The following is a 12,496-nucleotide window of genomic DNA, read 5'->3' on the forward strand; positions in this document are numbered from 1 at the left end:
CGACGAAATATGCCGCCGCGCCGAGCGCGCCTGGGGGACTCCGAATGGATGGAAGACACGTAGAGGGCGCTGCGGGTGGCGGGGCGACGCCGCTCCGAGCCGTCGTCTGGCGGCGTCACCGGGACAATGCGAGCCTGGAGTACGCCGTGCTCTCGCAACTCAAGACGGGCTACGAGATCACGGGCGAGATCGTGACCGCGCACGAAGGAGAACCGCTGCGGGTGGCCTACCGGCTTCGATGCGGACCGGACTGGCGATCGCGCGCGCTCACCATCGAACAGCGCCGCGGGTCGAGGGCGTCGACGTTGCGCCTTTCGGTTGGTGTAGGCGGTCGGTGGCGCATGAACGGGGAGCAGGTCCATGGACTCGCGGGGTGCACGGACGTCGACTTGGCCCTCAGCCCTTCCACGAACGCCCTGCCGATCAACCGCCTCCGGCTCGCGGTCGGCGAGAAGGCCGAGATCGTGGCCGCCTGGGTGTTGGTCCCGGGCCTGGAGGTGGTGCCGGCCAGGCAATCCTACGAACGCCGGGCCGAACGGACCTACCGATACGAGAGTCGGGACAGCGGGTTCCGCGCGGACGTCGAGGTCGACGAGTTCGGTCTCCCGATCCGCTATCAGGACATCTGGGAGCGCATCGCCGAAGGGTCTTGACGCCCCAAGACCGGCCGGCGTCCCCGCGCCCGAGCAGCGGACGCGAAGGAGCAGATGGCAGTGCGAAGCGCGTACTTGGAGCAACTCACGTGGGACGAGGCGGAACCGCTCCTGCGGGCCGATCCGCTCGTCGTCGTGCCGATCGGCGCCGCCGCGAAGGAGCACGGGCCGCACCTGCCGCTCGGGACCGACCGTATCATGGCAGACTACCTGGCTCGGCGCCTGGCGGAACGCGTGCCCGTCTTGGTCATGCCGACGGTGACGTACGGTTACTATCCCCACTTCTCATCGTTCCCGGGGAGCACCCACCTCGAGGCGACGACCTTCCAGGCCATGATGAAGGATCTCATCCTTTCGATGCACCGACACGGGCCGCGGCGCTTTCTTCTATTAAATACCGGTGTGTCGACCTACCCGGTGCTGGAGATCGTCGCGCGGGACTTGGACCGCGCGCGGCGCATTCTCGTCGCGGTCACGCGCATCGGCGATCTCGGTGCCGAGCGGACCGCAGGTCTCCTCGGTCAACCGCGGGGCAGCCACGCCGACGAACACGAAACGTCCCTGTTGCTGACGATCGCCCCCGGTGCGGTGCGGCTGGAGAAGCTGGCGCGGGAGTTACCCGATCGGGCCGGCTCGCCGGGCGTGTTCGTCCCGCCGATGTACCACCGGGAGCCGGGGCCCGGCCATTCCGCGACGGGGGTGTACGGGGACGCGACGCTCGCCACGCCGGAGAAGGGACACGCCATCGCTGAGGCGATGGTCGAGGATCTCGTCACGGCGGCCGAGCGATTGAGAACCGCGGACATCGCGGCCACCCCACCCGAGGTTCGTTGGAACGCCGACTGAGCCGCGCACCCCGCTCGAGGTGCTTGCTATTCCGCGACGTCCCGCCACCGGCCGTCGCGCGGCCGCTCATCTCTCTACGTTGTCAAGAGGCGATCGCCGCCGGATGGGCCTGCCTATAGTGCTGTATGCACCTCGCCGGACGTTTCCTCCAAGAGAAGAGGACGCAAGGGGTCTTGCCGCGTAGCGTTGCGACAGGAACCTGCCGGGATCCGGCGTCTGTGTCGCGACGGGCGGCAAGGGCGCGCGGCCTCGGGCCGCCAAGGAGGTGGTGTCGATGGTGGAGGACCGCTCGCTCGACGGCATTTTCCCGATCGTGCCCACGATCTTCGACGACCGCGGCGAGCTGGACGAGGCGGGCCAGCGCGCGACGATCGACTTCCTGCTGCGTGCCGGCGTGCACGGCGTGGTGTTGCTGGCGAACGCCAGCGAGGGATACGCCGTTACCGACGCGGAGCGCCCCCGCGTGATCGGCTGCGCGGTCAAGCGGGTGGACGGTCGTCTCCCCGTTGTGGTGACGTGCAACCACCCGAGCACGATCGGTGCCGTGCGATACGCGCGCGAGGCGCAGGACCTGGGAGCCGACGCGGTGATGTTTCTCCCTCCGTTCTTTGGGCAGTGGGTATCCGACCTGGAGGGAGTCGAGCGACACGCCGAGGCGCTTTCGAAGTCCACGACGGTGCCTCTGATCCTCCAGGATCATCCGCTGAGCGGCGTCGGCATGCCCGCTTCGTTCCTGGCGGAGCTGGCGCGGCGTGTGGAACGCCTCGGGTACTTCAAGGTGGAGGCGGCGGGAGCACCGGCGAAAATCGGGCGGCTGCGCCGGCTGGGACAGGACGCGGTCAAAGGCGCGTTCGGCGGGATCGGCGGCATTCTCTTCCTCGAAGAGCTCGAGCAGGGCGCGGCGGGCACGATGCCCAGCAGCCTGCTGCCGAGCGTGTTCGTGCGCGTGCTGGCCCTCTACCGCGGGGGCGACCAACAGGGGGCGGCCGACCTCCTGGCGCGGTATCTCCCGTTGATCACGTTCGAGACCCACCTCGGCGGGTACCGCGCGGCCAAAGAGCTCCTGGCCCTCGGCGGCACGATCGGGTCCGCGCACGTCCGCGGCCCGATCCGCAGCAGTTGGGACGAACAGACCACACGGACGTTCCGGCGGCTGGTCCAAGCGATGGACGAGCAGGCCCTCGCGCCGTTGTGACCGGGGCGGAGCGCGACACGACGCCGTTTCCGGGTCGGTCTTGATCGCGATCGCGCTCGTCGTGGCCCTGTCGGCGGCGGCCGCCGCCGCGACGGGGTTCGGGTTCAACCTGGTCAGCGCGCCGCTGCTGACGTTTGTCTACCCGCCGCGGCTCGTCGTCGTGCTGACCCTGCTGCTCGGGGTCTGCGCGAGCGGCCTGCTCGCGCTCCGGCCCGAGATTCGGCGGGAGGTCGAGTGGTCCGTGATCCGGCCGCTGTTTCTCTCGAGTCTGGCCGGCATGCCGATCGGCGTTGCGCTGCTCCTGTGGGGACGCCCGCAGACGCTACGGGTGGCGATCGCGGCGCTAACCGCGGCGTTTGCGATCGTGATGCTCACGCGGTTCCGGCCACGCCTCCGCGGTACCCTGCTCGACACGATCGCCGTCGGCTTCCTGAGCGGCCTCTTGTCGACGAGCACCAGCCTGAACGGTCCGCCCGTTGCACTCTACCTCGTGGCGCGAGGTCTCCCGAGAGACCGCTTTCGCGCCAACATGGTCGTCTACGTGTTGCTGGCGACCGCGACGAGCCTGATGTTATTGGCGCTCGGCGGGACGATCAGCATGTCGACGGTCGCGCTCTCGGTGAGACTGCTGCCGGTCCTGGCGCTGGGGTTCCTGATCGGGGTCGCGCTCGTCGGACGACTGTCCGACCGCGGCTTCGAAACGATGGTGCTCGGGTTTCTCGTGCTCGTCGGACTGTTGGGGGTCGGCGCGGCGCTTCGGTAGACGCGCCGACTCCCGGACGATCATCGCGCGTTCGGCGTCTCGAGCAGGTTACGGGCAGTCGCAGTACAACGCGTCCATCTCGGTGACCGATTGCAGCGGCGGGAGGCTCGGCGCCGCGTTCCCCGACCGCTGCGGCCGGCTCCTCGTGCGGGTGACCATCATCAACGCCACTCCCAGCAAGACGATCCCGGTCGCCAGGAGCGTGCTGGGTGTGACGCGTTCATGGAGCATCTGCCAGCCCACGAAGACCGCGACCACCGGGGCGACGTACGCGACGGTCGACGAGATTGTGATCGGGAGTTCGGACAGGAGCCACGTGTAGGCAATGAAGCCGATCAGGCTGCTGAACATCGTGAGATAGACGAGGGCCAGTCCCGCGTCCCAGGTCCAGTGGACGCGCCGAATCTCGCCGGTGGTGAGCGCGGCCGCGAGCAGGATGACTCCGGCGGCAAGCATTTGCATGCTCGCGGAGAGGGCGGGACTCCGTGGGAGCGCGACTCTGGGCGTGTACACCGAGCCGACCGCCCACGAAATCGCCGCCGCGACGCCCACGGTCACGCCGATCGGGCTGAAGTGATCCGCGTGCGTTGGATGCACGAGCAAGGCAAGGCCGCCAAGACCGATGACGAGCCCGATCGCCGTGGGCCACGCGATGCGCTCTCGCCACACTCCGTAGCTGATCAACAACGCCCACGCCGGCGACGTCGAGACCAGAAGCGCGGCGGTGCCCGACGGCAGCGACTGCTCGGCGAACGCCACCCCGCCGATGCCTCCCACGATGACGGCCCCGCCGATGAAGAAGGCGCTTCGCCAGTGGCGCCACTCAAGATGCTCTCCGCTGCGCGCTTCTCTCCAGGAGGACCATGCGTACAGGAGCGCGCCCGCGACGATCCAGCGGATCGCCAGCAGCGCAAACGGAGGCATCGCCTCCATTGCGATCTTGATGGCGGCGAAACTCGAGCCCCACAACGCATAGACGGTGAGGAGGACGAGCACGATCGTGGCTGTCGATGATTGCCGATGTGCCATCATGACACACGGACCTCCACTTCTCCGGACGCGTGGATCACGCTCGCGAACCTGCGAGGACTGCCGAACGCGGGATAACCCACGAATCAGTGGTTACGGGTTATAGACTAATGCAACATCCATAACTTGTCAATAACCTATTGATGGTTAGTGCGGGTTGGGGGGGTTTTGGTTGTGCGCGTCGCGAGACGAGCAGGTAGGAGCCTTCGCGAAGACGCGGATGCTCCTCAAGCGCATCTTCAAGCGCCGTTTGCATCCAATGCGAGTGCCGTTTCCCCTACCTGAACGAACGACGAGAGGCCGCGTCTGTCTACCATCGAGACCGATCGTGGGCTGGTCGGCGACTCGACCGGTGTCAGCCGCGGTTCGAAAAGAGACAAGCGATGGCGGCGCGAGTTCGCTGGGCAGCGGAAATTTTCCCGCGGTGCGGATTCACTTGCGGCTTGCCGTCCGGTGCGCTACGTCGCACTGAAGTCAGCCGCCGAAGACGAACCGCTGCGATGCAACGTAGAGTAGAAATATTCCGCCCGGAGGAGTTGCACGTAACTCCGAGAACAGCCTCAGGTGGAAACGGCGTCGCCCAAGCGGCGCAGCACATGCTAGAGGAGGCGCGATATGAGAGCTCGTGGCCCGCGCGTGATGGTGCTGGCCGGGATCGTCGTGGCGGCCCTCGCCTTTGGGGGCTTCGCGGCCGCGTCCGCCGCGACCGTCTCCGGCAAGCTCGAGATCTTCTCGTGGTGGACGGCCGGCGGAGAGGCCGACGCCCTGCAAGCGCTCTACAACGTCTACCAGAAGCAGTATCCGAACGTAAAGATCGTGAACGCGACGGTCGCGGGCGGCGCCGGCACGAATGCGAAGGCCGTGCTGAAGACGCGGATGCTCGGCGGGGACCCGCCGGACTCGTTCCAGGTCCACGCCGGCCACGAGCTGATCGACACTTGGGTCAAAGCTGGAAAGATGGAACCGCTGACGACCCTCTTCGCCTCGCAGGGTTGGCAGAAGGTGATGCCGCACGGTCTCATCGACATCCTGTCGTACCAGGGCCAGATCTGGTCGGTGCCGGTAGACATTCACCGCGCGAACCTGCTCTGGTACAACAAGAAAGTGTTCGCGAGCGCGGGGCTGCAGCCACCCACGACGTTCGACCAGTTCTTCAAGGACGCGGACGCGCTCAAGGCCAAGGGCATCTCGGCGTTCGTGCTCGGCGATAAGGAAGGGTGGGAGTCCGGTCACGCGTTCGAGACCGTCCTGATCGGGACGCTCGGACCGGACGCGTACAAGGGGTTGTGGACGGGGAAGACCCCCTGGACCGGCGCCGGCGTCGCCAAGGCGCTGCAGACGTTCAAGCGGATGCTCACCTACGCGAACAGCGACCACGCCGCGCTGACCTGGGACGAAGCGGCGCAGTACATCCAGAGCGGCAAGGGCGGCATGCAGATCATGGGCGACTGGGAAGCCGGGTGGTTCACGTCCAAGAACTTCTCGGACTACGGGTGGGTGCCCGCGCCCGGCAACCAGCGGATCTACGACACGCTCTCCGACAGCTTCGGCCTGCCGAAGGGCGCGAAGGACCGCGCCGCGGTGATGGCGTGGCTCACCCTGCTCGGCTCGCACACCGGCCAGCAGACGTTCAACCCGCCGAAGGGCTCGATCTGCGCGCGGACGGACTGCTCGCCGGCGGCGTTCAGCCCGTATCAGCAGTGGGCGATGCAGCAGTGGCCGACCAACACGATCGTCCCGAGCGTCATTCACGGGGCGGCGGCGAGCGAGGGGTGGTCGACCGAGTACATTGACGCGATCGGCTTGTTCGTCACGTCCGGCGACATCGCGGCGACGCAAAAAACCCTTCAGAAGGCGTGCGCCGACGCCGGCGTGTGCAAGTAACCGGATCGCCCGGATCGGATCTGCGCCCCGCGTCGGCCCCTCCACCCGGGCGGCCCGCGCCTCCTCGACGGAGGCGGGCCGCCCGGCGGGGCCGGACGTGGGACCGGCTCGGCGCCGCGGCGATGATCGCACCGTCGATCATCGCCGTGGCTGTTTTCATCTACGGCTTCGTCGCGTGGACCGGGTTCGTGTCGCTGACCCGGTGGAACGACGTGCTGCCGGACTACGCGTGGGTCGGCTGGCGCAACTATCTCGATCTGTTTGAGAACTTACGCTTCCGGATCGACATCGTCAACACCGCGAAGTTCACGGTGGTCTTCCTTGCCGCGTGTCTTGCGATCGGCTTCGGGCTTGCGGTCCTGTTGGAGCGGGCGTTCCGCGCGGAGGCCGTGTTCCGGACGATCTACCTCGCGCCGCTGGCGATCTCGTTCATCGTGACCGGCGTGGTGTGGCGGTGGTTGCTCAACCCGGGCAGCTCCCAGGTCGGCAGCGTCGGGATCAACCAGCTGTTGGAGTGGTTGCATCTCGGCGTCCTGCGCACCGGCTGGTACACGGACCCCCACATCGGCATCCTGGCGGTCGCGATCGCCGCGACGTGGCAGATGTCGGGGTACACGATGGCGCTCTATCTCGCCGGGCTGCGCGGCATCCCGGACGAGCTCCGCGAAGCGGCGCGCGTGGACGGGGCCAGCGAGGGACAGATCTTCCGCCGCGTGATCGTGCCCCTGCTGCAACCGGTCACGCTCAGCGCCGTCATCATCCTCGGGCACATCTCGCTCAAGATCTTCGACCTCGTCGTCGCGATGACCGGACCCGGGCCCGGGTTCAGCAGCGACGTGCCCGCGTTCTTCATGTTCGACACGACGTTCCGAGGGAACCACTTCGCGCAGGGGGCGGGGATCGCCGAGGTCCTGCTGGTCCTCGTCGCCGTGCTGACCGTGCCGTACCTGGTGTACAGCACGCGGACGGAGGTCGAGCGGTGAGCGCCAGGCGCGCGCGGGCCAGCGGGGTCGTCTACGCGCTGCTCATCGCGGCCGGCGTCCTGTACCTCATGCCCGTGTACGTGCTCGTCGTGACCTCGATGAAGAGTTTCGCCGAGGTCAGCCTGGCGCACATGTGGGCGCTGCCGACCGGCCTGTATTTCAGCAGCTTCGCGCGGGCGTGGCTGGGAGACCCCGCCCACGGCCTCCGGGGCCTCGGCACCAACTTCCTCAACAGTGTGAAACTCACAGTCCCCGCGACGATCCTCTCGTCCCTCCTCGGCTCGCTGAACGGGTACGTGCTGGCGAAGTGGCGGTTCCGCGGGGCCGACGTGGTGTTCCCGGCGATCCTGTTCGGGATGTTCATCCCGTATCAGAGCATCCTCATCCCGCTCGTGCAGGTGCTCCAGCGGCTCCACCTGTACGGGACGCTCGAGGGGTTGGTCTTCGTCCACGTCGTCTACGGGATCCCGATCACGACGCTGATCTTCCGCAACTACTACGCCAGCGTGCCGACGGACCTGATCGAAGCGGCGGAGATCGACGGCGCCGGGATCTGGGGAATCTACCGCCGGGTGATCGTCCCGCTATCGGCACCCGCGTTCGTCGTGGCCGCGATCTGGCAGGTCACGTCGATCTGGAACGACTTCCTGTTCGGCGTGACAGTGACGAGCAACCCCGAGGTCCAACCGATTACGGTTGCGCTCAACAATCTGGCGGGCAGTTACGTCGTGGAATGGAACGTGCAGATGGGCGGGGCGCTCCTCGCCGCGCTCCCCCCGCTGCTCGTCTACATCATTCTCGGCCGCTACTTCATGCGGGGGCTGATGGCCGGGTCGCTCAAGGGGTAGGCGGCGCGGACGTTCAGCGGTGCTCCTCTGCGCGATCTCGGTTCGTCCGGCCGTCGGCGCTCGTGCGTACAACGGGCACGCGTCCGTCTCGTTCCTGCGTCTACCGCCTGGTCGCTCGAGCTGGGAAGGTCTGCGCGATCGTGTAGATGCCGATCACGTCACGTACTCGGCGATGTACTTGCGCATTTGCGCCGCCAGCCGCTCGACGTTGCGCTCGAGCGCGGCCGCCCCTTCGTCGCGCGTGGCCGATCGCGGGTCCGCCTCGCGGGGCACCGTGAAATCCGGCGTCGGGCGCCCGTCGAACGCGGCTCCGTTCACGATGCCGTAGTCGGGGTACCGCAGCGGCGCGTCGATCGGCGGGAGCGCCCCGAGGTCGACGCTCGCGGGCGCCTCCACCATCATGAACGCGGTCTCGCCCCGCCCGGCGTGCCCCGGATCGTGCGACGGGTGGGCCGGTCCGCTGCCGGCCCGTTCGAACAGGACGTGCACGCGCGGTGGGTCGTTTTCCTCCGCGGCCACGCGGCGCAGCGCGCGCTGGTGATTCGGCGCGCCGTGTCCGTTGACGATCACGATCAGGCGGTAGTCGTCCTGCTTCAGGAGGCGGATGATCTCCCGGATGATGACCGCGAACGTGCCTTCCTCAATATACAGGCTCTTCACGGAGTTTCCGGGGAAGTCCATGCCGACGATCCGCTCGTGCCCCTCGAACCCGAGCGGCCGCAGGCCCTGCGGTCCGTCGGGGACGCGCACGGTCTCGGTGCCGAGGTGGTAGGCTGGAAGCACCACGCCCCCGACCCGCCGCGCGACCTCCACCGCGACGCGGTGGGCGGCCATCGCGTCCGTGCCCATGGGCAGATGGGGCCCGTGCCACTCCAGGGGGCCCACGGCGAGGTAGGCGACCGGGCACTTCCGCCGCGCCTCGACGATCTGGGGCGGCCGCATCAGTTCGAACCGCACCTCGTCCGCCATCACGCCCCCCTCAGCCGTCTTGATGCGATCATCGCCGGTCCTCGTCGTACCCGGCCACGTTCGAGATGATCGGATGCCACGTGAACGCCGTGTCCAGCGGGTAGATCGGCCGCGTGACCTGCCGGTACGGCAGCCGGGTGAAGTCCATGTCCGCGTATCCCGGCGTGAGCGCGAGAATCTCCCTGGGTGCGATCTCGCGGAGCGGGGCCATGAGATAGCCGAGCTTTACGATGATCATCCGGTGTCCGAGCGGATCGATGCCGGCCTTCCGGAAGTCGTCCGGATCGTGATAGGTGTAGCGGTGGTCGGAGATGATTACGCGGATGCCGTTTGCGCGGAACGTCGCCAGGCTCGCATCGGTCGGTGCGGTGGCGCGGTGGAGGTGTTCCACCGTGCCGGTCAGCGTCACCGGGCCGCCGCGAACGGAATCGAGCTTCCCGCCCACCGCGATCGTCGTCTGCGCGCCGACGCCCGCTTCGAAGCACGCCCGCGCGGCCGCGGGGTCCGGGATGCCGGCCAGGACCGCGTCGGGCACCTTCTTCGCAAGGAGCCGTGCCAGAAAGTGCGTCGCGTCGCCGGGCGCGCCCGCCGTCGGGTTGTCGCCGGAGTCGGTGATGAACACGGTCTGCTCCGGCGCGCGCAGCGCGGTATCGATCGCGTCGTCGGCGGAGTCCGCGATCTCCTGGTCGAACGTGAAACGCTCGCGCTGGTCCCACATCGCCTGCGCCAGCCGCCGCGCCTGGCGTCGGGCTTCCGGCAGGTGGGTCTCGTCCTCGGCGACGACCACGACGTTGGCGCCGGCGTGCCAGGTGTCGGCCCACCCAAACCCGATCAGCACCTCGGCGTTCAGGATCCCCGGCATCCGCTCGATCTCCCGCGCCATCTCCAGCAGGGACCGCATCGGCTCGACGTCCGTCGTGGAGCGCTCGCCGGGCAGCAGCAGCGGAATGCGGATGAACACCGGACGCGGCCTGAGACGCCCGCGGACGCACCGGGTCAGGAGCCCGAGCGTGCGCAGCAGCGTTTCGGCCTGGTCTCGGTGCGGCGCCGTCCGGAAGCAGGCCCACGTGTCCGCTTTGTTCGCGAACTCCTCGGTCAGGTTCGCGTGCGGGTCGAGCCGGACCGCGATCGGTACCTCGCGGCCCAAGGCCGCCCGGATCATCCGCACCTGGTCGGTCTCTCCGCTCCAGACGTTCTCCACGAGCATCGCCCCGTGCAGCACCAGGCAGATCCCGTCGAGCGGGCCGGCGTCCCGGAGGCGGTCCAGCATCTCATCGCGGAGGCGGAGGTACGTCCGCTCCTCCACGACGCCGGAGGGACACCGCGCCTGCGCCACGAGGATCGGCACCGGTTCGAACTCCAACGTGCGCACGGCGTCCGCGAGCCCGCGATAGCCCAGGATCTCCGGGCCCCGCAGCACGCGAAAGTCCTCCATCGTCTGCGGCACCGGCGAAAACGTCAACGCTTCATGACTGATGCCGGCGATCCCGATCCGCATGCGTTCCCCTCCTACTTGATCGCGCCGCTGCCGATCCCCTGAACGACCCACCGCTGGAGGAAGATGAAGATGACGACGAGCGGCAGACTGGCGAGCGTGGACAGCGCCATGATGCCGTTCCAGTCGCGCACGTACTGGCCGAAGAACGACGCGAGGCCCACCGTGAGCGTCTGCGAGCGGGAGGTCTCGGTGAGGACCACGGCGAGCAGGTACTCGTTCCACGCCGCGATGAAGACGAACGCGCCGACGCCGACGAGCCCGGGCACCGCGAGCGGCGCGACCACCTTGCCGAGCGTCTGCATGCGCGTGCATCCGTCCACCATCGCGGCCTCGTCGAGCTCGTGCGGGATCGAGTCCAAGTACCCCTTCACGAGCCAGGTGGTGACGGGGAGGAGGAACGCCGTGTTCGCGACGATCAGGCCGGGCAGCGTGTCGTAGAGTCCGACGACGTGCGCGAGGCGGAAGTACGGCACAATCAGCGTGACCCGCGGCAGCATCAGGAGGCTCAGGATGCCCATCAGCATGACCTGGCCGCCGGGCAGCCTGAACCGGGAGAACCCGTACGCGGCGAACGAGCCGAGCGTGAGCGACAGCGCGAGCGCGCCGAGCGACATCGCGATGCTGTTGGCGAAGAAGTGCTGGTATCGTGGATTCGCGAGAATGCGCGCGAAGTACTCGAACGTGACCGTCTTCGGCACCAGCACCGGCGGATACGTGAGCACTTCCCGGATCGGCCGCACACTCGCGCTCACCATCCACGCCACCGGGACGAGGATGAGCGCCGCCGACAGCAGCGTCGACCCGACGAGCCACGCTTGGTGGGAGGCCGCGCGGGCGCGGCGGCGGAAGACCGCCGGCGCGACTACCACGACTGGTGCTCCCGCCGCGCCACGGCGCGCAGGTAGGCTTGCGTCATCAGCGTGAGCAGCACGAGCATGATGGTGCTGGTCGCCGCGCCCTTCGCGAGGTTCCCGTCCAGCAACGCCGTGCGGTACACGTAGAACGCGACGGTCTCGGTCGCGCGCCCCGGCCCGCCCTGCGTCAGCATATTGACCAGGTCGACGTGCCCGAACGTGGTGATCAGATCGACCGTCGAGAGCGCGACGAGCACGCCCCGCAACTGGGGGAGCGTGACCGAACGAAACCGCTGCCACGGGCCGGCGCCGTCCACCTTCGCGGCGTCGTACAGTTCCATCGGGATGGTCTGGAGGGCGCCGAGCAGCGCGATCATGTAGAACGGATAGCTCTTCCACGTGTTGACGGCGATGATCGAGCCGAGCGCGATCCTGGGGTCGCCGAGGAACTCGATCGGACGCGCCCAGTGCAGCACGCCGACCGCGAGGTAGTTGAACAGGCCGTACGGGTCGTACAGCAGCGACCACATCAGCGCCGCCGCCGCGGTGGAGAAGACCCACGGGAGGATGAGCGCGCCCCGCATCGTGTTGCGCACCGCGCGGCTGAACCACGTTTCGTGCAGCAGCAGCGCGAACACCAGCCCGAACGAGAGCTGCAGCACCACGGACGCGACGGTGAAGATGGACGTGTTCCAGACGGCGTTCCAGAAGATCGGATCGTGCAGCACGAAGGCGTAGTGGGCGGCGGCGACGAAGTGCCACCGCCCCGCGGTGACATCCTGGAGCCCCATCGCGATGACGGTCAGGATCGGATAGATCGCGGTGACGACCAGGTAGAGCACGACCGGCGCGACGAACAGGTACCCCGTGACGTAGCGCGGCAGGCGCCGGCGCGCGCCGGCGACGGAGAGGCCCGCCGCCGGCCGGGCGGGCGCAACCGCGCGTGCCACGGACGGATCATCCGCCATCGCGTG

General features: G+C 68.2%; 12 protein-coding genes. 7 read left to right on the forward strand and 5 right to left on the reverse strand.

Annotated elements, in window-relative coordinates; genetic code table 11:
- The first annotated feature begins 44 nt into the window (after positions 1-44).
- The 4 genes from VKZ50_14980 (at position 45) to VKZ50_14995 (ending at position 3,457) form a co-directional block, all read left to right on the forward strand.
- Positions 45-653: a putative glycolipid-binding domain-containing protein gene (locus tag VKZ50_14980; GenBank protein HLJ61027.1), complete on the forward strand. Its 609-nt coding sequence runs from the start codon at positions 45-47 to the stop codon at positions 651-653.
- Positions 654-707: 54 nt separating this feature from the next.
- Positions 708-1,499 carry a creatininase family protein gene (locus VKZ50_14985; GenBank protein ID HLJ61028.1) on the forward strand — a complete coding sequence of 264 codons (792 nt, stop codon included), beginning with the start codon at positions 708-710 and terminating at the stop codon, positions 1,497-1,499.
- 274 nt (positions 1,500-1,773) lie between these two features.
- The gene (locus tag VKZ50_14990; protein HLJ61029.1) at positions 1,774-2,694 is read left to right on the forward strand and encodes a dihydrodipicolinate synthase family protein; all 921 of its coding nucleotides are present in this window, start codon (positions 1,774-1,776) and stop codon (positions 2,692-2,694) included.
- 40 nt (positions 2,695-2,734) lie between these two features.
- Positions 2,735-3,457: a sulfite exporter TauE/SafE family protein gene (locus VKZ50_14995; GenBank protein ID HLJ61030.1), complete on the forward strand. Its 723-nt coding sequence runs from the start codon at positions 2,735-2,737 to the stop codon at positions 3,455-3,457.
- Between the two features lie 48 nt (positions 3,458-3,505).
- On the opposite strand, the gene VKZ50_15000 is transcribed toward VKZ50_14995, so the two are convergent.
- Positions 3,506-4,489 (reverse strand): EamA family transporter, encoded by a 984-nt coding sequence (locus VKZ50_15000; protein HLJ61031.1) that lies wholly within the window; start codon positions 4,487-4,489, stop codon positions 3,506-3,508.
- Between the two features lie 612 nt (positions 4,490-5,101).
- On the opposite strand from VKZ50_15000, the gene VKZ50_15005 reads away from it, so the two are divergent.
- The 3 genes from VKZ50_15005 to VKZ50_15015 all read left to right on the forward strand — a co-directional run bounded on the left by VKZ50_15005 (position 5,102) and on the right by VKZ50_15015 (position 8,201).
- Positions 5,102-6,370: an extracellular solute-binding protein gene (locus VKZ50_15005; GenBank protein ID HLJ61032.1), complete on the forward strand. Its 1,269-nt coding sequence runs from the start codon at positions 5,102-5,104 to the stop codon at positions 6,368-6,370.
- Positions 6,371-6,492: 122 nt separating this feature from the next.
- Positions 6,493-7,353 carry a sugar ABC transporter permease gene (locus VKZ50_15010; GenBank protein HLJ61033.1) on the forward strand — a complete coding sequence of 287 codons (861 nt, stop codon included), beginning with the start codon at positions 6,493-6,495 and terminating at the stop codon, positions 7,351-7,353.
- A 68-nt stretch (positions 7,354-7,421) separates the two neighbouring features.
- Positions 7,422-8,201, forward strand: a complete 780-nt coding sequence (locus VKZ50_15015; protein HLJ61034.1) for a carbohydrate ABC transporter permease — start codon at positions 7,422-7,424, stop codon at positions 8,199-8,201.
- Between the two features lie 153 nt (positions 8,202-8,354).
- On the opposite strand, the gene VKZ50_15020 is transcribed toward VKZ50_15015, so the two are convergent.
- From VKZ50_15020 to VKZ50_15035, 4 genes are read right to left on the reverse strand one after another with little or no spacing between them, the layout of a single operon-like run.
- Complete coding sequence (locus VKZ50_15020) at positions 8,355-9,170, reverse strand: creatininase family protein (GenBank protein HLJ61035.1); 816 nt, start codon at positions 9,168-9,170, stop codon at positions 8,355-8,357.
- A gap of 28 nt (positions 9,171-9,198) precedes the next feature.
- Positions 9,199-10,668, reverse strand: coding sequence for a M81 family metallopeptidase (locus VKZ50_15025; protein HLJ61036.1), 1,470 nt, complete (start codon positions 10,666-10,668; stop codon positions 9,199-9,201).
- An 11-nt stretch (positions 10,669-10,679) separates the two neighbouring features.
- Positions 10,680-11,537 (reverse strand): carbohydrate ABC transporter permease, encoded by an 858-nt coding sequence (locus VKZ50_15030; protein ID HLJ61037.1) that lies wholly within the window; start codon positions 11,535-11,537, stop codon positions 10,680-10,682.
- Complete coding sequence (locus VKZ50_15035) at positions 11,531-12,490, reverse strand: sugar ABC transporter permease (protein HLJ61038.1); 960 nt, start codon at positions 12,488-12,490, stop codon at positions 11,531-11,533. Before VKZ50_15035 ends, VKZ50_15030 begins: the two co-directional genes overlap by 7 nt.
- Positions 12,491-12,496: the final 6 nt, after the last annotated feature.

It is taken from the genome of bacterium (genome assembly GCA_035295165.1).
Taxonomy (GTDB): Bacteria; Sysuimicrobiota; Sysuimicrobiia; order Sysuimicrobiales; family Segetimicrobiaceae; genus JAJPIA01.